The 22,271-nt window shown below is 40.9% G+C and carries 17 protein-coding genes; 12 read left to right on the plus strand and 5 right to left on the minus strand.

The genetic code is table 11. The features are described 5' to 3' along the window. Position 1: 1 nt before the first annotated feature. The 7 genes from VHE99_07420 (at position 2) to VHE99_07450 (ending at position 12,588) form a co-directional block, all read left to right on the plus strand. Positions 2-1,807 (plus strand): homoserine dehydrogenase, encoded by a 1,806-nt coding sequence (locus tag VHE99_07420; GenBank protein HVV68841.1) that lies wholly within the window; start codon positions 2-4, stop codon positions 1,805-1,807. Then, positions 1,776-2,921, plus strand: coding sequence for a PLP-dependent transferase (locus VHE99_07425; protein HVV68842.1), 1,146 nt, complete (start codon positions 1,776-1,778; stop codon positions 2,919-2,921). Before VHE99_07420 ends, VHE99_07425 begins: the two co-directional genes overlap by 32 nt. Before the next feature lie 183 nt (positions 2,922-3,104). Then, on the plus strand, positions 3,105-5,444 hold the full coding sequence (gene metE, locus VHE99_07430) for a 5-methyltetrahydropteroyltriglutamate--homocysteine S-methyltransferase (protein ID HVV68843.1): 2,340 nt from the start codon (positions 3,105-3,107) through the stop codon (positions 5,442-5,444). Positions 5,445-5,446: 2 nt separating this feature from the next. After that, positions 5,447-6,289: a methylenetetrahydrofolate reductase [NAD(P)H] gene (metF, locus tag VHE99_07435; protein HVV68844.1), complete on the plus strand. Its 843-nt coding sequence runs from the start codon at positions 5,447-5,449 to the stop codon at positions 6,287-6,289. Positions 6,290-6,315: 26 nt separating this feature from the next. After that, positions 6,316-6,597 (plus strand): GNAT family N-acetyltransferase, encoded by a 282-nt coding sequence (locus VHE99_07440; GenBank protein HVV68845.1) that lies wholly within the window; start codon positions 6,316-6,318, stop codon positions 6,595-6,597. Between the two features lie 54 nt (positions 6,598-6,651). Further along, complete coding sequence (locus VHE99_07445) at positions 6,652-7,143, plus strand: hypothetical protein (protein HVV68846.1); 492 nt, start codon at positions 6,652-6,654, stop codon at positions 7,141-7,143. Positions 7,144-7,416: 273 nt separating this feature from the next. Beyond that, complete coding sequence (locus VHE99_07450; GenBank protein HVV68847.1) at positions 7,417-12,588, plus strand: amino acid adenylation domain-containing protein; 5,172 nt, start codon at positions 7,417-7,419, stop codon at positions 12,586-12,588. 44 nt (positions 12,589-12,632) lie between these two features. Here VHE99_07450 and VHE99_07455 read toward each other — a convergent pair whose 3' ends face one another. Then, a complete protein-coding gene (locus VHE99_07455) occupies positions 12,633-15,140 on the minus strand; it encodes a hypothetical protein (protein ID HVV68848.1) in 2,508 nt (835 codons plus the stop codon). A 188-nt stretch (positions 15,141-15,328) separates the two neighbouring features. Here VHE99_07455 and VHE99_07460 point away from each other — a divergent pair, with 188 nt between their 5' ends. Next, complete coding sequence (locus VHE99_07460) at positions 15,329-15,910, plus strand: YceI family protein (protein ID HVV68849.1); 582 nt, start codon at positions 15,329-15,331, stop codon at positions 15,908-15,910. 100 nt (positions 15,911-16,010) lie between these two features. Continuing rightward, a complete protein-coding gene (locus VHE99_07465) occupies positions 16,011-16,547 on the plus strand; it encodes a cytochrome b (protein HVV68850.1) in 537 nt (178 codons plus the stop codon). Positions 16,548-16,696: 149 nt separating this feature from the next. Here the strand turns inward: VHE99_07465 and VHE99_07470 are convergent, their stop codons facing one another. Beyond that, positions 16,697-18,070, minus strand: a complete 1,374-nt coding sequence (locus VHE99_07470) for a DEAD/DEAH box helicase (GenBank protein HVV68851.1) — start codon at positions 18,068-18,070, stop codon at positions 16,697-16,699. Between the two features lie 356 nt (positions 18,071-18,426). On the opposite strand from VHE99_07470, the gene VHE99_07475 reads away from it, so the two are divergent. After that, positions 18,427-19,719, plus strand: coding sequence for a cation:dicarboxylase symporter family transporter (locus VHE99_07475; protein ID HVV68852.1), 1,293 nt, complete (start codon positions 18,427-18,429; stop codon positions 19,717-19,719). 420 nt (positions 19,720-20,139) lie between these two features. Further along, on the plus strand, positions 20,140-20,535 hold the full coding sequence (locus VHE99_07480) for a hypothetical protein (GenBank protein HVV68853.1): 396 nt from the start codon (positions 20,140-20,142) through the stop codon (positions 20,533-20,535). Between the two features lie 318 nt (positions 20,536-20,853). Here the strand turns inward: VHE99_07480 and VHE99_07485 are convergent, their stop codons facing one another. Genes VHE99_07485 through VHE99_07495 form a run of 3 tightly spaced genes read right to left on the minus strand, consistent with a single transcriptional unit; the run spans position 20,854 to position 21,783 of the window. After that, positions 20,854-21,147, minus strand: a complete 294-nt coding sequence (locus VHE99_07485; protein HVV68854.1) for a hypothetical protein — start codon at positions 21,145-21,147, stop codon at positions 20,854-20,856. 10 nt (positions 21,148-21,157) lie between these two features. Next, entirely contained in the window at positions 21,158-21,517 is a 360-nt protein-coding gene (locus tag VHE99_07490) for a phage holin family protein (GenBank protein HVV68855.1), read from the minus strand. Positions 21,518-21,543: 26 nt separating this feature from the next. Further along, positions 21,544-21,783 carry a hypothetical protein gene (locus VHE99_07495; protein HVV68856.1) on the minus strand — a complete coding sequence of 80 codons (240 nt, stop codon included), beginning with the start codon at positions 21,781-21,783 and terminating at the stop codon, positions 21,544-21,546. 164 nt (positions 21,784-21,947) lie between these two features. Here VHE99_07495 and VHE99_07500 point away from each other — a divergent pair, with 164 nt between their 5' ends. Next, positions 21,948-22,121: a DUF1328 domain-containing protein gene (locus tag VHE99_07500; protein HVV68857.1), complete on the plus strand. Its 174-nt coding sequence runs from the start codon at positions 21,948-21,950 to the stop codon at positions 22,119-22,121. Positions 22,122-22,271: the final 150 nt, after the last annotated feature.

The following is a 22,271-nucleotide window of genomic DNA, read 5'->3' on the forward strand; positions in this document are numbered from 1 at the left end:
CATGAATTCTGGAATTTGCTTTGCAACTGATTTGAATGTAGTCGTAGTTAAATTTGGCAGCTCAGTATTGTCAAAAGTTGAAGCTATCCCTGAAGCGATTCATGCAGTGTATCAATATTTACGCAATGGTTATAAAGTGCTGGTAGTGGTTTCTGCCATAGGCGATACCACCGATTATTTAATTAATGAAAGTAAAAAATTAATCGGCGATGAAAATTCAGCTTTACCGCCTTTGGAATATGCAGCTTTATTGGCTACTGGAGAAATCAGTGCCGCCGCACTTTTTGCTATTGGCCTTGATCGTGCGGGAATTAAAGCGCGAAAAGTGGATCATCGCTGTTTAACTACCCAAGGACCGATACTTAACGCAGATCCCATAAGCTTAGATACTACCTTAATCAACCAATTATTTGCCGAATATTCAGTTTTAGTTATTCCAGGTTTTATTGGCTGTGATTTGGCATCTGAAGTGACTCTGTTAGGCCGTGGTGGTTCTGATTATACGGCTATTTTCGCAGGCTGGGCGTTAAATGCCAAAAAGTGTGTGATTTATAAAGATACCCCGGGGATATTTGATCTAGATCCCAACGAGTACGCACCTGATGCGCAACATTTTGAATGCATTACTTTTAACGATTGTTTGAAAACTTCCTATGAAGTGATACAGCATAAAGCCGTTAAATTTGCTCAAAGCAAAAATTTTCAATTTATTGTGAAATCATTAACGAGTGTGAGTCAAACTTTAGTAGGGAGTGAAACATCGATTGTTGCCCTTCCATCTCGACGTCACCCGAGGAAACTCAAGGTAGCATTATTAGGTTTGGGTACGGTGGGATTAGGTGTTTATAAACATTTGCTGGCTAACCGACAACTATTTGAAGTGGTAGGTGTTGCTGTGAAAAATATTGCCAAGCATCAGCATCATGATACACGCCCAGGATTGGTGTCAGATAATATAGATGAGATATTGGCGCGAGAGTCTGATGTCGTGGTGGAGTTAATTGGCGGCATAGCTGAACCTGGCAAGTGGATTGAAGCAGCTTTAAGGCAGGGTCGGAATGTGGTTACAGCCAACAAAGCATTAATTGCTGAGCAGGGTCTGGCGTTATCGCAATTAGCGGACGAAAACAACGCACATCTTTATTATTCAGCAGCTGTGGCTGGCGCTGTGCCGATCTTGGAAATTTTAAAACACATAAAAAATAAACCCGAAAATACTGTGCAGTCAATCACTGGGATTTTAAATGGCACCTGTAATTTTGTTTTGGAAAAAATCAAAGAAGGTAAAACTTTTTCTGAAGCCTTACATATTGCGCAATTGCATGGATTTGCGGAAAGTGATCCGAGTTTTGATATTGAGGGGCTGGATGCGGCACAGAAAGCCACGATTATTTCCCGTTTTGCGTTTGGTCGTGATCCAGACAGTATTTTGGTAGAAGGCATTCAAGATGTGTGTGAAAACCATCTTCGCGAGCAGTATGCCCAAGGTAATATTATCAAGCTAATTGCCAGTTGTGTGTTAAATGATGGCAAAATTCAAGCGAATATTAAGCCGGTAGCTTTGCATTATACCCATCCGTTAGCCGCCATTTCAGGAGCCAATAATGCCATCGTTATTGAAACTGGCCATCAAGAAGCTATTCATCTGCATGGCAAAGGTGCTGGCCGTTGGCCGACAGCAGAGGCGGTGTTTGCAGATTTGCTGACGTTGTCGTTTAATCATCAGGTCGATACTGTGGCTGTTCCGTCTCATCGAGTAAGTAAAGGTCATCATTATGAAGCGTTGGACACAGTTAGTACATTTTAATCCCAATCCGGGCGACCCTTATCACCCGAATTGCACCCCCATTTATCAAACGGCCACATTTGCGCAAAAATCGCCTGAGATGGATCTATATGATTACACGCGCAGCGGCAATCCGACCCGCACGGTCTTGGAGCAGCAGTTGGCACGGCTTGAAGGTGGAACCTCCGCTTTCACTTTTGCCAGCGGTATGGCGGCATTGACGGCAATTATAGGATTATTATCTTATGGCGATCATATCATTGCTGGGGATGATCTATATGGCGGCACGCATCGTCTACTGTCGCAACGCTTACCACAACGCGGGTTGCAATCTACGCTGGTAGATACCACTGACCTCAATGCAGTTGCCAATGCACTGCGACCAGAAACCCGCATGATTCTCATTGAAACACCCTCGAATCCATTACAGAAAATTTCTGACATAAAGGCACTGGCACAATTGGCGCATGCTCAAGGTGCACAATTGGTAGTAGATAATACGTTCTTATCCCCTTGGTTGCAACAACCCTTGTCCTTGGGCGCAGATATCGTCATCCATTCTGCAACCAAACATTTATCTGGACACAGTGATGTCACAGCTGGTGTAATAATAGTGAATAACTTAGATACCGCTGACAGAATTGCTTTTATCCAAAATGCCGAAGGCAGTGCGTTGGCACCGTTTGAATGCTGGTTATTGCTAAAAGGATTGAAGACTTTGGGATTACGTGTGGAACGACAACAAAACACCGCTGAAAAAATAGTCACTTATTTACAAAATCATCCGCTCATAAAAAAGGTTTATTATCCCACGCTTGCCTCTCACCCAGGTGTTGATATCCAAAAACGTCAGGCCGAAGGTGGCGGTACTGTTATCAGTTTTGCTACGGGTTCAGCAAAATTATCTAGCCGCCTGGTACAATCCACGCAATTATTTATCAAGTCAGTGAGTTTTGGCAGTTTAACCAGCTTAATCAGTCTGCCATGCGCTATGTCACATGCATCAGTGGCGAGTGAGCAGCGATTATTTGCAGCAGATTTAGTACGAATTTCTATTGGCATTGAAGATGCGGAGGATCTTATTTTGGATCTGGAGCAGGCTATGGCTAAACTCCCTCTTTCACAGGAGGCGTAGGCGTTAGGTTATGTACTGCATCCTCTCTTTTTCTGGGCATACACGTCTGGATAAGCACCGTATCCCCTCTCCCGTCTGTGACCGAAGGGAATCCCCTTGCGGGATGGGAGAGGGTTAGGGAGAGGGGGTACGGTGCTTAACCTAAGGCTGTTTAACAACATAAATACACACGAGGAACAAAGCATGACCGAAACCAATCACCACCAGTCGCATATACTCGGGTTTCCACGAATTGGTAGCCATCGACAGGCCAAAAAAGCAGTAGAATCCTATTGGCGTGAAGAAATTTCTTTAGCTGAATTGGAGAAAGTGGGCCAACAAATAGAGGAGCATAACTGGAAACTTCAAGCCGATGCTGGTCTTGATTATGTTACAGTCGGTGATTTTTCCTGGTATGACCATGTGTTGGATACCAGCGCCTTGTTAGGCGTCATTCCTGAACGTTTTGGCAAGCATAATGGCAAGGTGGATATCAATACCATTTTTTGTATGGCGCGTGGCCAGGCACCCAAAGTGCAGGAAACCACGGCTTGCGAAATGACCAAATGGTTCAATACCAATTATCATTACATCGTGCCTGAGTTCACTGAGCAGCAAACTTTCCATTTGGCCAGCGATGTTTTATTTAACGCTATCGATCGTGCGCAAGCCAAAGGTTATCAAGTTAAACCGGTGTTGCTTGGACCATTGACCTATTTATGGTTAGGCAAAACCAAAGGCAAAGACTTTGATAAATTAACCTTATTAAAAAAATTGCTACCGGTTTATCAAGAAATTATCAATCAACTCAATGCTAAAAAAATTCATTGGGTGCAGATAGATGAACCTATCCTGATCTTAGATTTGCCCAAAGCTTGGCAAGATGCATTTGTTGAAGTTTATAAGCAATTAGACTTCAAACAGGTAAAATCATTATTAGCAACTTATTTTGGTGGGTTGGAAGATAATTTGGCAGTAGTTAAAAAATTGCCGGTCGATGGTGTGCATTTGGATGTATCTGCTGATGCTGAACAGTTATCGCAATTAGCCGCGCAAATTCCAGCCGATAAAATTATTTCTGCAGGTGTCATTAGCGGTCGAAATATTTGGAAGGCAGATTTAAATAAATTGTCTCAAGTGTTACATGACGCTAAAAAAACTTTAGGTGCGCGTTTATGGATTGCTACTGGTAGTTCTTTACTACATACACCAGTCGATTTGGACAACGAAACTAAACTAGATGCTGAACTTAAAAATTGGTTGGCATTTGCAACGCAAAAAGTCCATGAAGTGGCAGTTCTGGCCAATATTCTGAATCAAGGTCAGACCAGTTTTTCTCGTGAATTATCTGAAAATCAAGCAGCATTGCAATCGCGTCAGCATTCAACACGTATACATAATGCCACGGTACAACAGCGCCTCGCTTCGCTAACTAAACAATATGCCGAGCGTAAAAACGCCTATGCCAAACGCGCACTGGCTCAACATAAGGTGTTAAAACTACCGTTGCTGCCGACTACCACCATCGGTTCTTTTCCGCAAACTAAAGAAATCCGTGTGATTCGTCAGGATTTTAAAGCCGGTCACATTGATGCGCAGACTTATATCCAAAAGATCCGCGAACAAATTGCCGATGTGATTAAAAGACAAGAGCATTTAGATCTGGATGTGCTAGTGCATGGAGAAGCTGAACGCAATGATATGGTGGAATATTTTGGTGAATTATTGCAAGGTTTTGCTTTTACCAGTAATGGTTGGGTGCAGAGTTATGGTTCGCGTTGTGTTAAACCGCCGATTATCTTTGGTGATGTTTATCGACCCAAGCCGATGACGGTAGAGTGGAGCCAGTATGCACAAAGTTTGACTAAGCGTCCGGTGAAAGGCATGTTAACGGGGCCGGTTACAATTTTAGCCTGGTCTTTTGTGCGCGACGATCAACCTCATGCGACTACGGCTTTGCAGATTGCTTTGGCGCTGCGTGATGAAGTAGTGGATTTGGAAAAAGCCGGCATCAATGTCATTCAAATCGATGAGCCGGCCTTCCGTGAAGCATTACCGCTGCGTAAAAATCATTGGCAAGAATATTTAGATTGGGCAGTGCATTGCTTCCGAGTCTCGGCAAGTGGCGTGCAGGATGAAACGCAAATTCATACGCATATGTGTTATTCTGAGTTTAATGATGTGATTGATTCCATTGCTAAATTAGATGCGGATGTGATTACAATTGAAAGCTCGCGTTCTGAGATGGAATTGCTCAAAGCGTTTGAGTCATTCTCTTATCCAAATGAAATTGGACCGGGTGTGTATGATATCCATTCTCCGCGTGTTCCTTCTAGTCCAGAAATTGTGACGCAACTGGAAAATGCCATTAAATATGTGCCAATTGCACGTTTGTGGGTGAATCCCGATTGTGGTTTGAAAACTCGTAACTGGCCAGAAGTAGAGCAGGCATTAACGAACATGGTTTCTGCGGCAAAATCTCTCAGAACAAAATATAATCAAGAAAGCGCTTCATTAGAAGAATTGCCTTCGCGAGAAGCTTAACTATGCAAGTTAAATCAAAAGTGCCTGTTAGCTTTGAAGTGTTTCCACCGAAAACGCTAAATGGGTTTCGTAAACTCAATGAAACGTGTGCCCAGTTGCAAGAACTGGGTCCACGGTTCTTTTCTGTCACTTTCGGTGCCATTGGTGCACATCAATTAAAAACACTGGTCGCTGTGCGAAGCCTTGCGAGAAATGATATTACTGCAGTGCCACATCTTTCTTGCGTGAATATGACAGCTGAACGTCTGGAACGCATTTTGCATCGTTATATGGAATTTGGTGTGCGGCATTTGGTGGTGATTCGTGGTGATTTGGTCACAGATAAGGGCATGGTGGTTTCAGAGTTTAAATACGCCAGTGATTTAATTGCCCATATTCGTAAAATATCTGGAAATTATTTTCATATTACGGCAGCCGCTTATCCTGAGTTTCATCCAGAAGCAAAGGATAGTGAACAGGATTTAATGCATTTTAAGCGCAAAATTGACGCAGGGGCTGATAGTGCTATTACGCAGTTTTTCTATAATTGCGATGCCTATGCGCGTTTTTTAGAAAGTTGTCATCAATTGGAGATAAAAGTTCCGATTATTCCTGGGATTATGCCGATTAATGATTATGCCAGATTGTTGCGCATTTCAGCGAGTTGTGGTGCGGAGATTCCTTTGTGGCTTCGTAAACGTTTGGAATTGTATGCCAGTGATCCACAGTCGATTCAATCACTTGGGATTGAAATAGTGACTAAACTCTGTGAGAGATTGCTTTCTGAGGGTGCGGCAGCGTTGCATTTTTATACCCTGAATCAGTTAGATCCAGTTAGAACGATACATGGTAATTTGGGACTGTAGGTTATTTTTGAATAAAGGGGCACAAAATGGAATTAGTTATTCAGCACGATAAGCTGACCAAAAAATTTTTCGCTGATATCAATGGTCAGATTGCGGAATTAGATTATGCACTTGAGGAGGATTCGGTTTTAAATTATTACCGTACTTTTGTGCCGCCAGAACTACGTGGTTCGCAAATAGGTGAAAAGATAGTGAAATTTGCCTTGGACTACGCTAGAGAAAATAATTATAAAATTATTCCTTCCTGCCCCTTTGTTGAGCGTATTATTGCGCGTCATCCTGAATATAAAATATTATTAAGAGAATAATTTTTTGTTGGAAGTAATAGCTAAATTTTTTTTACTGAATGGGTGAGGTGAGCAATGTCAAGCGCCAATTCACATACAAACAACAATCAAGTTGCTTCGTTGCAAGCTGAATTAGATCAAGAGTTTCCTGAGCCCTTAAAAATGGCATTGCAAGCGCATGGCTTCAGCTTAGAGCAACAATTAGGCATTTTACGGCTGTTTAAAATCTATCAAATACAAATACCGAATAAATTTCATAGTCCTGTGGCCTATGGGTTGGAAGAAGTACTGAAGGCTAATGATTGGTTAATAGCTGCGACGCAAACATTTTTAAGAAAAGGCGAAAGATGGGCGGAGGACAATAGTAGTTCTGAGGAAAAAATATCAGAATTTAAAGATTTGCTGCTCGAAGCCAGTCAATTGTTTGGTTTAACAGAAGAACAAATCCCCAATTTTAAATCGCTAGGATCGCAGTTAGTCATTATTCCTGGTGGTTTAGAAGCACGAGTAGCATTGCGTTGTCATGCGGTCATCCAAGATATTCAAGACGGCAATTCACACATTTAGCCTTGTAATCAGTGCTAATTTTTCACATATTCGAAATGCGTTTTGTGGCTTTATCTTATACTTGCCAAGTATCACAAAATCTCAAGCCTATTGCTGACATTCTTATTCTTTAATGGCTGACATCTGTTAATTTATTTCATTCGCTTTTGACTATAATGCCAATATATCTACTAATTTACTAATTTTACTTGATTAATTAAAGTTCGAATTTGCTGCTTGTAATACCAGTCTAATATAAAAAAAATAATACATATAACAATAAGGAAACGGGCTATGATAGAAAAAAATTTCTGTGGCGATAATTTAATAGATTTATTAGAACTACGCGCCAGCCAAAGACCAACAGATATTCTGTACCGATTTTTATCTGAACGTTTTGATGATGTTTCTATTTTGCGTTATGCAGAATTGGCGGGTCAAGCTAAGGCAATCGCCGTAGAACTGACAAAAAATGCAATGCCAGGTGATCGTGTCTTACTCATATATCCTCCTGGATTAGAACTCATTGCTGCTAGCTTTGGTTGTATCTATGCAGGTTTAATTGCTATTCCTATCTATCCACCCGTAAACATCAAATTGGCTGAAAAGTTACAGCGAATAATCGTTGATGCGACACCGTCTTTAATTGCTTCCACGCAAGACATTGCAGAAAAAGTAAAACAATTCAAATTTTTCAAACACCTGGATTTTGAAAAATTAGCTTGGGTTTACACTGATAGAGTGGCACTTAACCAGGCAGAAATCTGGCACAAACCTAGTATAACAAATGAGCAATTGGCATTTTTGCAATACACCTCAGGTTCTACGGGAAACCCTAAAGGCGTGATGCTAAGTCATCAGAATTTATTGCATAATCTGCAATTGATTCGTGAAGGATTTTCTTTGGACACTAGCGATAGTATTGTCAGCTGGTTACCACCTTATCATGATATGGGTTTAATCGGTAATATATTATCGGCCTTGTATGTAGGTATGGAATGCACTTTAATGTCGCCTGTAACTTTTTTGCAAAATCCTGTGCGTTGGTTGCAGACTATAAGTGACTATAAAGCCAATATCAGTGGTGCACCCAATTTTGCATACGATTATTGCACGCGCAAAATAACAGATGAACAATGTTCCAATTTAAATCTTGGAGATTGGCAGCTGGCGTTTAATGGCGCAGAACCGATTCATCCGCAAGTTTTACAATGTTTTTCTGAACGTTTCAAAACTTTTGGATTTAACCCAAAAGCTTTTTATCCTTGTTATGGGTTAGCTGAGGCCACATTATTTGTAGCAGGTGCAAAACGTTCGCAAGGCTATGAAACCACGCAGCATACAGGTAAACAACTCATTAATTGCGGTCGTTGTGTTCAAAATGTCGCTATCGTCAATCCAGATACCCAAATCCTTTGTAACGATACCGAGATAGGTGAAATCTGGGTAGAAGGTGATAGCATTGCCAAAGGGTATTGGGGCAATGCACAAGCAACACGAGAAACATTTACAGCACATCTACACAATGACTTATCTACAGCTTATTTGCGTACCGGCGATTTAGGTTTCATTAAAGATCAAAACTTATATGTCACAGGTCGTATCAAAGATCTGATTATTATTCATGGTGTCAATTATTATCCGCAGGATATTGAATACACGGTAGAGAATTGCCATGCACAAATTCGTTACGGTTGTTGTGCAGTTTTTCCAATTACCGTTGGAACAGTTGAGCATCTTGTTGTTGTATGTGAAGTCGATAGGTTAAAAGATGAAGCTGATTATGTAAGTGTTTGTCAAAGTATCCATCGCGCTGTCATAGATCATCATCAATTAGCTGTATATAGCATTGTGCTTATTTCTCCTAAGAGTTTGCCAAAAACCACCAGCGGTAAAAAAAGACGGCGTGAGACTAAAACACTGTTCCAAGAACATAAGCTCAAGGTACTTTATGAATGGATGCAAAAAACCAATAGTGCTGTGTCAGCCATAGATGAGCCAATCCAGGATAAAACACCCATCGAAATGCAACTTGTGCAAATATACATGCAAGTTTTTGAGCAGCAGTCTATTCATTTAACGAACCATTTTTTTGATTTAGGTGGGGATTCCTTAAGCGTCATGCAATTAATTGCTCGCATTCGGGAAACCTGGGGTATCGAACTTGACATGCAATGTTTTTTTAAAGATCCGAGTGTGGCTGAAGTAGCAAAAATGATTGAAAATGCTTTAACTGCTCCTATTAGCCAACTGCGCCGATCTGACGCCTTACCTGCTGTTCGCCGTGATGAAAAAATTCCTTTGTCATTTGCCCAGCAACGTTTATGGTTTTTACATCAATTACATCCCGAGCATGCCTTTTACAACTTAGGTAAAATTATGCATATCAAGGGACAGTTAAACATCAGTGTATTAGAAAAAGCCATTCAAACCATTATCGTGCGGCATGAAATCTTAAGAACCGCCTTCCTACAAATGGATGGACAACCTTATCAACATATTTTACCTGCCGCTGATTTTCATTTATTGCAAGAACATTTTGTAGATAATTCAATGCAAACTGCTGCACAGCAGACGCAAGTATTTATGCAAGCAAAAATTGCTATGCCGTTTGATTTGAGCACAGGAAATTTATTGCGTGCATATTTATTGACTATGAATAACGAAACATCGGAATTTATTTTATTGCTGGTAGTACATCACATCATTGTTGATGGTGGGTCTTTAGAAATTTTTATGGATGAATTAAGTCAATTATATAACGCCTACACCCAGCATCTAAGTAAGCCATTGCCGCAATTAGAAAGACAATATGCTGACTACTGTCAGTGGCAACAAACACAGGCGGCTGTGATTGAAAAGCAATTGTTATTTTGGCAGCAGCAATTACAAGATGCCCCCCCCTTACTGATGCTGCCTATCGACAAACCGCGTCCTCACGTTGCCAGCTTTCAAGGTGCTAGCTCGGAAGTTGTATTAGTTTCGCAAACAGTAAAAAAATTGAAATCTTTGGCTCAGCAACAAGGCTGTTCTTTGTATATGGTGTTGCTGACTATTTTTGAAGTATTGTTATATCGATATACACAACAAACTGATATGGTGGTAGGTTCTGCGGTAGCGCAACGTCATCACCCGGGAGTTAAAAATTTAATTGGTTTCTTTGTCAACACCTTGGCATTACGCGCTAAAATAGCCGATACGCCGACGCCATTTTTAACACAACTGGCACAAACTAGGCAGACGCTATTCAATGCATTAGCGAATCAAGAAGCTCCTTTTGAACAGGTCGTGCAGACATTAAATATTCCGCGGCACTTAAGTTTCAATCCCTTAATTCAAGTGATGTTTGTTTTACAAAATAATACAAAATCTGCATTGGAATTACCGGATCTCAACATCACTGTCGATGCTGATTCCCTGATGGCTAGATTTGATTTAACGCTGGAGTGCATAGAAGCCAACGACCATATCACTTGTCGATTTGAATATGCGACGGATTTGTTTGAGGACACTACGATACAACGTTTAGCACAACATTTTATTACTTTGACCGAATGTATTGCCAAAAATCCTCATGCGGATATACACACCCTAGATTTTCTTGGTCAACAAGAAACACAGCAAATGCTAAATACTTGGAACGCGACCGAGAGCGATTATCCTAAAGATCAATCTATCCAACAGTTATTTGAGGAGCAGGTCAAGAAGACACCTAATCACATAGCTGTGGTATTTGTAGATACTCGACTAACCTATTCAGCATTAAATGCCCAGGCTAACCGTCTTGCGCGTTATTTGCGTGATATTTATCAAATTAAAGCCAATGATTTAGTTGCGCTGTGTTTAGAGCGCAGTGAGCAAATGTTAATTGCTATCTTAGCTGTTTTAAAAGCGGGTGCTGCTTATGTGCCTATTGATGCCAGTTATCCAGAGGAGCGCATCAGTTTTATTTTAGGAGATACTAAGGCAAAACTATTATTGACCCAGGCCATACATCACAACAGCTTAATTGGAATGGTTGCGCAAAAACAGCTTTCTACTCAAGTGCAGGCTATGGATAGTCAGGCATTGAGTAATAGCCTGACTATGTATTCGACGGCTGATCTTACAGCAAATATAACGAGCAATCATTTAGCCTATGTCATTTACACGAGTGGCACTACCGGTCAACCCAAGGGGGTGATGGTTACCCATAAAAATGTGGTTAATTTGCTGCATATGCAAGCCAAAACTTTAGGATTATTTAAAGCCTCTCAAGATAAACCTTTGAATTGTTTATGGTATGCCAATTATGTATTTGATGCGCATGTGTGGGAACTGTTTGCGGTGATATGCACAGGGCATGTGATTCATGTAGCAGCAGAGGCGATACGCCAAGATGTTCGCGTATTATCAGAGTATATAAAGGCGCAGCACATTGCCATAGCGACATTACCGCCCGCGTTATTAAGTTTAGATTGGCTGCCAGCGTTACAGACGTTGATAGTAGCAGGGGAAAAAACTGAGCAAAAAGTATTGGCTTATTATAAAAGCCATCATATTAATATCATTAATGCTTATGGTCCAACTGAAACCACTGTCTGTGCGACCTTGCATCACTATCAGCAACATGATTTAAACACCCAAATTGGTAAACCCATTGCCAATACGACGATTTATATTTTGGATCGATATCTGAATCCGTTGCCTATAGGCGCGATAGGCGAATTATTTATTGGTGGAGAGGGTGTTGCGCAGGGTTATCTCAATTTGCCTGAATTAACGCAAGAACGTTTTATTGATAATCCGTTTCAAACGGCCAAGGAAAAACAGCTAGGTAGTAATGCAAAATTATTTCGTAGTGGCGATTTAGCCCGTTATTTGCCAGATGGTAGTATTGAGTATATTGGCAGAAATGATACGCAGGTTAAAATACGTGGTTTTAGAATTGAATTAAAGGAAATTGAGGCGAAACTTGCCAGTTATCCTGGTGTTAAGCAAGCGGTTGTATTGCTTAAAGAACGCGTGGTTTTTAATAGTTATCCTAAATATCTGGTAGGTTATTATACCGCCAAGCGGATGTTAGATGAGGCGGTGATGCTGACTTATTTACGTCAGCTCTTGCCGGAGTATATGCTGCCAAATAGTTTAGTTTGGTTGCCCGAGTTTCCGTTGACGGTAAATGGCAAACTTGACTATAAAGCGTTACCAGAGCCAGTTTATCAGCGCCGTTTAAATTATAGACCTCCCAGTAATTCTGTGGAAAAACAGATTGCCAGTATCTGGCATGAGATTTTAAAAGTTGAACCGATTGGTGTTGATGATAATTTTTTTGAAATAGGCGGACATTCATTGCTGGGTGTGCGTCTGGTGCAAAAAATTGAACAGGTTTTTCAGCGTCGTGTACCGGTTGCAGATTTATTTAGCCATCCAACGATTAAATCTATGGCACAGTTATATCAGGAGGATAACAATATAAAAATGTAACTCTTCGGATAGTATGTTGAGACCCGCTATGCTAGAATGTGATGTTACTCTGAAAAATTTCCTGAAACATTAGGCCCTCTGATGGCGCCACTAAGATTGGACTCACTAAATCCATGATGAGGATCTGGTTGAGAAGTTTTATCATAAACCACATTTGAAGGGTCAGCGGCAACGTGTTTGAGTTCTTCGCGGTTTGGAGATTTGAAGCTACCCACTTTTGCTAAAAGCGGAGCTTTTAAATCTCCATCTTTAGATCGTTTTGAGTGTTTTTTATCAGTTTTGTCTGGTTGTTCTTCGTATTGGGCTCTTAATTGCTCTCCATAAGTATCCATAAAATATTGAGCCAGTGATCTGTTGATTTTGCCGTATCCATTTACTAGACGCTCTTTTAAGGCGTGGATGTCCTCTGTATTAAATTCTTCAACCCCATTAATCTGGATCTCATATACCCCAGAGGCTTTAGCTACAAATAACAATACCATCGGATTGCTCAGCAATGCATTAGCAACCAAGGACATATAGCCAGCGAATTTAGGATTATATTGGATTTTAAAAGCGACATTGATCATAAAAGCTAATTCAAAATTAGGCTCAAAAATAAATTTTTTCCAGCTCCAATTATATAAAAAATCAACATTATCTCTTGCCGGACGCATCTTTGGGAAAATAGAGTTAAAGCCGAACAGCATAGCAGCTATGTTAATACTAGTTAGAATATCTATCCAGGCATTTTGTTTATCATTATGCCATGCCGAAGGGAATGAGGCTGAGGCTATTTTGTATACCATATAAGAAAAGAAAACTGCATTAAATAAAAATTTCTTCAAGGCTAAGTATTGTTTTTTATGTTGCTTTAATAAAAGCTGTCCATCTGGTGTTTCAAAAAAATCAAATAGGTGTTTCATATGTTCATTATTTTGATGTTTTTTAAATAATCCTTCTATTTGTTTTTTTCTTTCTTCGCGTTTTCGCAGCTGTGATTTTATTTGTTCTTCAGTAATTTCCTGGGCTAATCCACAAGAAATGCCGGCTGCAGTTAATAGCGCCGTAGACTTTATACTGTCTGCGAACGAGTCTAAATTTGGTGAAATAAGGAAAACAATCAGTTGGTTGGAAAGCGTAGTAAATAAATTTCTGTAGCCAGGGGCATGAGAATTAATTAAACGTCCTAATGGAATACCTACGGCAGAGCCTAAGAAATAACCTCCTACACTATCAAGCCAATAGGCGCTCCATTCAATTAGAAGTTCTGGGTCGGGTAGTTCTCGGTTTTTTAAATAGAATGCTGATCCTATACAGCCTACGCCTAATAATGCGCGCATAGTATCATAGACCCAATTAGGACAGGCGAAGGTCGGTACAGGCATTTCCAGAGGTCTTTCAACGATGGATGACATAGGTGTGCGCATTCTTCTGGTATCATCTAAGCTATCTTGAGCCTTAACAAATAAGTTTTGTACAAACCTAGACCAATTAAATCCAGTGAAAACTGAAGAGGCGATCGTATCAAAAGGCCCTTTCACTGCTGGTAATCGTCTAGTCATAACCGTACTTAAAACAAATTGCAATGCAAGTAGAACATGATTACGCGAATGAGAAATTATTGCTTCTAGATTGCGTCTAAATTTAGGATCGTTGGGGGTGTGTCCATTTTTTGAGGTGATTTCTAAAATAGTAGGCAAATGCTCTTTTAATGCGGTTCTTAATAATATTGGGTATTTATCATCGGGAAATTTGGATGGATCTAATTTTTCTCGAGGAATGTCTATATCTCTATGTATTTCTCCGTGGTTATCCATGAGAGTATATTTAAAATTACCATCAACACTAATATAAATGATACCTTTTTCTGGCAGATCCCCTGCGGCTATTTCTGAGGTTAAACCAACTTTAAATACTTTGACTGCGCTAAGTGAAATCTCGACTAAAGCGCCGGTCGCTAAACCTGCAATGACAGTGAAGGTATAGAGTTCATTATTCTTAGTTTCTGCCATTATATTTTGTACAAGACTAATGCAAGATTGTACTAGAAATATGCTGGGCAGTAAGTCGGCTCCATCCTGCAGTGCTTTACATAATCTTTCTACGAGGGTGGGAGGAGTTGTGCGTATTTTTGATTCATCGGGGTCAGTAGCTTCATCAGTTATGCTATCACTGATAGGAGTGGGTTGCGGTGCGCCTAATTTTAATTCACCGCTGTCAGTTATTTTATTCTCAGTTGTGCTTTCACCCAGTATGGCAGGTATTATTGGGGCATCACTGGCTGGAAAATTAGAGGGTAATAATGTGCTTTTTTCAATGAGATCAGAAATAGTTTTAGGCTTTACAGGTGGTGCACTATTTTTTTTGGCCACCATAAATAAAATAGCGGGGATTATCAGTAAGGCAGGATAAAATGATTTTTGCGAGTCAAAATGTTCGCTATTCATTTGTTCTTTGATGTACAGAGCTGTGATAACGAGCCAGGTAAATACGGAAGAAATAAGCCAGGGTTTGCTGGGTGTATGTTCACTTTGTGATGCTTGGGATGTTGCAGATTTTTTTTCTTCCACGGTATTTCCCTTATCATATTTTTTTATTTTTATTATCTTTTGAGTCTGACATGGCATAAGACGCATTGTCAAGCAGGGGTCATCTGAGTATAAGTGAATGATCTCCGTATGCTATCATCCTTGACTTCATTTACGATCAGAGACAATATGCTGCGTTCAATCGATTCTTAATACCAGGAGGTCAATTCGTGAAATCTGTTATTTCCAAATTTTTATTTCTTTTCGTTTTGTCTGGGTCATGGCTGTCAGTTGCGCATGCTGCCGATCAATATACTTTTGATCCGGGTCATACTTATGTCTTATGGCATATCAATCATTTTGGTTTTTCCAATCCATCTGGGAAATGGATGGCTGAAGGCACATTGACTTGGGATGAAGCTAAACCTGAAAATGATAAAGTGAATATTGTGATTCATACTGCAAATATCACCACCGGCATTCCCAAGTTAGATGAGCATTTGCAAAGTGCTGATTTTTTTGATGTGGCAAAATTTCCAACCGCTACTTTTGTCAGTGATAAAGTGGATATGACGGGAAAAGATAAGGCAAAAGTTTCTGGTACCTTGACTGTGCATGGTGTTGCCAAGCCGGTTACATTAGATGTTAAATTAAATAAAAGTGGCGTTAGTCCGATTACGCAAAAACAGACTTTGGGATTTTCTGGCAGCACTACTGTGAAGCGTTCTGATTTTGGTATTGATAAATATTTGCCGGGGTTGGGTGATGATGTGAAAATTGAAATTGAGGCTGAGGCTTCTAAAGTGGGGTAGCCATCGGTGTCATCCTGAGTGTTGCGAATGAGATGACAGCCCTGGGGCCAACGCCTAGGATGGCAGTTATTGTTTAGAGATTTGGCAGCAGGCAAAACTTATGCAGATCAAGAATTCTCAAAACCGTTACGGCATTGTGGCTATTTGGCTGCATTGGCTGATGGCAATTCTAATTATTGGGCTTTTGGCTTTGGGGCTTTATATGGTTGGTGTACCCCTTAGTCACTGGAAGCTTAAACTCTATGGCTGGCACAAAGAATTTGGGATGTTAGTGTTGCTATTATTGTTATTGCGTCTAGCTTGGCGTCTAGGCAATATAATTCCCTTACTCCCAGAAACTATTCCGCGCTGGCAGAAACGAGCAGCACGTGTGGTGCACTGGTTATTTTATGGTTTTATGATTGCATTGCCAGTTTCGGGTTGGTTGATTACTTCAGCTGCTGGGTTACCGGTATCTTTCTTTGGCTTATTTGTATTGCCGAATTTAGTATCTCCTAGTGAAAATCGGCTTTTGCTATTTACTGAGGTGCATGAATGGTTATCTTATGCATTGATAGCCACATTGTGTTTGCATATTCTGGCAGCGCTTAAGCATCACTTTATTGATCGAGATGATACTTTAAAAAAGATTTTGTAGGATGTTTGTTATCCTTCTCCCCTTGTTAGAGAAAGTGCCTTTTTAAACTTGGCTTTTTTCTTTCTCCCCTTGTGGGAGAAGGTGGCCTATTAAAGCCTTAACTTCTTTCCTTCTCCCACAAGGGGAGAAGGGAAAAGGTGAGGGCTTTTTTAGCGGGAGCTTTCTTTTCTGCCACTGCCACTTCGTCTTTGTTGCTGCGGCTTGCCTTTAAATATTTTTCCAGGTTTTTTCCTACCAGCTGCAAAACCATCACGATTTTCAGCAGTGCTGCTGCGTTTGCCATGATTTTTAGCTGCCGCAGTTTTCCCAGGTTTTTTCCTAGCACCTTGAGCAGTCTTAGCATAACCGCCTTTGGCAGGTGGGCGGCGTCTTGTCTTTCTTGGAGTATCAGAGGATTTGCTGGTTTCATAGGCAAAATCTGGCAGTAGGCGTTGCTCCAGTTTTATGCCGGTAACGCGTTCCAAAGTGCGTACTCGTGCGGAATCTTCGCGGGTTATCAAAGTGAAAGCATCGCCCAAGTTTGTAGCGCGTCCAGTGCGGCCAATGCGGTGAGTATAGGCTTCTACCGTATCTGGCATGTCGTAGTTAATCACATGGGAGAGCCCGGCGATATCTATGCCGCGTGAGGCGATATCGGTTGCGACTAAAATTTGTAATGCACCTTTGCGGAAATTGTTCAGGGCTTTTTGGCGTTTATATTGCGATAAATTGCCTTGTATGGAGCTGGCGCTATAGCCGGCTTCTATTAACTCTTCGGCCAGCTGTTCTGCGCGGTGTTTGGTGCGAGTAAAAATCAGCGTGGATTTCACATCCATATCATGAAGAATTTTCATGAGTAGGTCAGTTTTCTGCTTTTGACTGACGGGGTATAAAACTTGGGTTACAGATTTGACTGGCGCGGTGTTTGAGATTTGTACGGTGATGGGTTGATTTAAAATCTCATCGGCTAGTTTCCGTACATCCTGTGGCATGGTCGCTGAAAATAGTAGTGATTGGCGTTTTTTGGGTAGTAATTGCAATATTCTGCGCGTATGAGGCAAAAATCCCATATCAAACATATGGTCGGCTTCATCCAGTACTAACATTTCTACTTTGGATAAATCAATGGTGCGTTGGCTGACATGATCGAGCAAACGACCTGGGCAGGCAACGGCAATATCCACGCCACGGCGCAGCTTTATTTTTTGTGGGTTAATGTTAACGCCACCATACAGAGCAGCACTGCGCAATCCTGAGTCTTTGCTGAATTCAGAAATGGCCTCATGGACTTGTTGTGCTAATTCGCGCGTGGGGGTGATAATTAGAGCACGAATCTGACCGCGTGATCCTTTCATTAAACGTTGTAGCATGGGTAGCACGAAGGCTGCGGTTTTGCCGGTTCCAGTTTGCGCCAAGCCGACTAAGTCTTGGCCTTCCATAATTGACGGGATGCTTTGTTTCTGGATGGGGGTAGGGGTTTGGTAACCTAAGGCGTTGATGCGGGATAAAATCTGCGGGTGAAGATTAAAACTAGCGAATGTCACGAAGGGGTTTCTCCTGGCTAAATAAAAAAAGAGCCAAGTAGAAGTTTTGCCACCAGCTCAAGTAAAAAGGCATCTTAGCATGTATTTGGAGTTGGCGTCCATGTGTCTGCTATTATTGGGTAGACCAACGCTGTAAATATACGCAAATTTAATATTTTTATGGCAAAATTTGTAAATGATAATATCAGTTTACTTTAATGCTCCTTTGAGTTGTGCTCTATAAACTTACGTTTTCCTTTATCAAGAATTATTCTTCATATATCATGATCTGTTCACTTATAAAAAGGCAAATGATCTTCATAATGAAGTCATAAGCAGCCGCATTGTGCAGCACTATTGAAAGAATAGGTGGTTTCATGGTTATTTCCCTTGTCAATTTATTAATCCTTTTGATCTGCCTTGGATTGTTGTTAGGATTAAAGCGCAAAAATTTCTCATTTGGTTCGCGAATATTGGTGGGTCTAGTTTTAGGGGTGTGTTTTGGCTTGTTATTAAAGACTTTTCCTGGAAGCGGGTTGGCTGCGGTCAAGGGAGTGTTGGATTTAATTGGTGATGGTTATCTGGGCTTGCTAAGGATGTTGGTCATCCCATTGATTATGACCTCCATTATTCATGCCATTTTAAATCTGGGTACAGACAGTACTGCTAATATAAAAAAAATCAGTTTTTTAAGTTGTGCTATGTTGTTGATAATGACAGCGTTGGCGTCATTAATTGGTTTACTGGTCGGAAAGTTATTTGCTGTGGGTCATGGTATGACGCTGTCGGGTTTAATGGCTACTCCCAAGCATGAATACACAGGTTTGGTGGATACATTATTAAATATGTTGCCGAGCAATCCGGTGGCTGCGATGGTGCAGGAAAATACCATTGCTACGGTGTTGTTTGCGGTATTACTTGGGGTAGCGGCGCGTATGCTGGATGCGGCTGACCACGATAAAATGACGACTTTTCGTCAATTTATTGCCTCCATATTTGCTGTGGTGAAAAAACTTGCGGCAATTGTGTTGCAGCTGACTCCTTATGGTATTTTCGCTTTGATTTCAGTGTTGGTTTTAGAGCAGGGGGTTGCATTGTTGGCGGGTATGCTGAATTTTATCGCTGCGATGTATGTCGCTATTGTTGCGGTGATTTTGATGCATCTGGTTATTGTCACCTTGTCAGGGCAGAATCCCTGGCAATATCTGAAGAAGGCTTATAATCCGCTGTTAGTTGCGTTTATCACGCGCTCCAGTTTTGCGACCCTGCCGGTTACTGAAGAAACCTTGCGAGATAAATTTAAACTGCGGCAGACTACGGCGACATTTGTGCCAAGTATTGGTGCTACGATTGGCATGAATGCTTGCGCCGGTATTTTTCCTGCTATGTTGGTCGTGATGGCATTGGCGATTCTAAATCAGCCATTGACGCTGCATTTAATTCTGACGGTTATGTTTATCAACGCGATTGCTTCGCTTGGGATATCAGGTATTCCGGGGACAGCTTATATTGCCGCGACCGTGACTTTAACTGCGTTAAATCTGCCTTATGCGGTAGTGGCTTTGGTGCAGGGTATTGATCCGATTATTGATATGGGTAGAACTGCGACGAATGTGAATGGGGTGATGACGACTGCGACGGTGGTGGATAGAGTTGTGGGGAAGGCTTGAGCTCGCTTGGAAAAATTTATAAAATTAAGCGTTGATAAAAAGATAACTTTCTGGAAAAATATTTGCAGTTGGTAGTGATTTATAAAGAATTCGCTTGGGTCATGGCAGAGTAAACTGCTTCCTTCCCTGGCTCTCCATCCTTGGAGATAGTTAGATATCCATAACTCCTGTCAACCCAAGCGACTTCCTCAACTTCGCATTTAACCATAATGAATTGGCAAAAAATGTAGGCCTTGGCTGAAAATTTTGTAAAAGTCACTTTTGTCAAGAAATTTATGGAATTTTTTTGTAGTGTTTGTTTAGTTCCCTTGCGTTAAAAATTCTATATTTTTCAATATCTTAGAATATTTTCTATGGGCTGATTATTATTTGGTCAGATGTTTTCTGCCATGTGTAAATTTATAGGGAGAATTCGAGCAGATGTTCCGTTGGACACATGGTTTTTTATTACTTCTTTGCAGCATTTTATCCGCCTGCAGTTTTCTTCAGCAGATTGATAGTCAAAATACCGTTATTCCTAGTGATTACTCAGATGAAAAGTTAGCGAGAAATACTTACCGGGTTAGTTATAACGGGAATGGATTTGCTTCTATGACGCATGTGGATCATGTCTTGTTAATGCGAGCGGCAGAGTTAACTAAAGAGAGTGGTAATGTATTTTTTATGATTTATCCGGCCAATCCGGCTCAAGTCGCTCAACCACCGCATGCGTGTAAATTTCCACAATTTTGCAGAACTAAAATTGTGAAAATATTTCCTGGTTTCCATCCAAGTCAGCCGGCATTTAATGCGAATCAGTTGTTGAGGATTTCTTGAGAAAGTACGATTAACTACTTCTGTTAATTGCCATTAGATGTTTCGAGAAAGTGAGTTAGCTCTATAACTCCCTCTCCCCTTGTGGGGGCAAGATCTCACCCCCTTTGAAAAAGGGGGTCGAAGGCCGCAAGGCCTGAGGGGGGATTTAAAAGCTGGAAGTACTAACACACAATATTAGGCACCCAAAACTCTTTAAATCCCCCCGCAGCCTAGGGCTGGCGCCCCCCTTTTTCAAAGGGGGTGAAGCTCCATTTATTCAACAATGCCCCCACAAGGGGAGAGGGGATACAGTGCTAATCCTTCGCTTATGCTCAGGATTTACAAAAGCTTAATCAACCCAGGCAAAGAAGCCAGCAGAATGCGCTGTAGTGAAGTATCTTTATGTTTGGTGGCTGGTGTTTTAGGGTGAGATTTAGGTGCATCAGGTTTAGATAAATGCTTTATTTTTGGCGCAATAATCAGAAATCCCAGCGACAATCCCCATAAAAAACCTTTTAATAGATTAGGTGTAGTGCCTAATTTTTGTTTTAGCGCCGTATAGTCATCAAACAGTTCGGCTTTTTGTAAATTAATTTCCTGTTCTAGCAGCTTTATTTGTTTGCTAAGTCTCATAATGATTCGCCTAATCAGGTTGCTTAAACAAGACAGATTTAAGGTGTCTGCGGGTGGCTGATAGTTTCAGATGGCCGATATACTTGAGGATAAATAGCACTACAATAATGACTAATAGCAGGTGGATACCGAGTACACCGAATAATGCGTGATAAATACTGATGCCATGGTTATTAAGATGTACTACAAGCAGGGTAAACAAAAACACCCAAAGCGAGGTGATAAAGCAGATAAGTAAAAACAGCAAGCCTGCCAAAACCGGCAGGCTTTTTTTGGCTAATGTTATCTCAAGGTGTATCAGCCGAAGTGAATTGCTCGCTAGTGACAGAGAATTTTTGGATAGCTGTTTAATTAAGTTAAAAATTTCCATATGGAGTTAATCATCCTCAAGGGGTTTTATTTGCGTAACAAAAACCCTAGCAGGACGCCCCCTAAAACCGCCCAACCGAGTGATTTCATGGGATTATCATGAACATAATCGGTTACGGCATGTTGCACTTGAGCGGAGCGTTTTTTTACTTCAACCACGGCTTGGTCAATGGATTCACCGGCTTCATTTTTTAGAATCTGGCCGGCTTCTTTGAGGCATTCTTTGACATTCTTTAAATTTTTTTCAGTATCGCTGGTATAAGACATGTGGGTTCTCCTTGATTAGTTTGGTGAAATTCCTGCCCGCGATTTCTTACTAACGGGTATTTAATTAGTATATACCAAGTGGCTTATCCCCGCAAAGTTAAAGCGGACAATCTAATAAAAATATGCTATTCTTATACAAGGATTATCAACAAGGAGGATAAATTATGTTAGGTTGGGTAGTCATATTTTTAGTAGTGGCAATTATTGCGGGTATATTAGGTTTTACCGGTATTTTTGCAGCTGCAGTGGGTATTGCAAAGATATTATTTTATATATTCCTCATATTATTTATTATATCGTTAATTATGCATTTGGCGAGAAGAAACCCCAAAGTGTAATAAATAGCGCTCTCCCTTGAAAAAGGGAATTAAGGGGGATTTTAGAGGCTACGGAGTACTATTTGACAATATTGGCAATCCAAAACTCTTAAATCCCCCCGCAGTCCTTGCGGCCTGCGACCCCCTTTTTCAAAGGGGGTAAGTTTTTTT

The organism is Gammaproteobacteria bacterium, from assembly GCA_035546635.1.
GTDB lineage: Bacteria > Pseudomonadota > Gammaproteobacteria > JAURND01 > JAURND01 > DASZWJ01.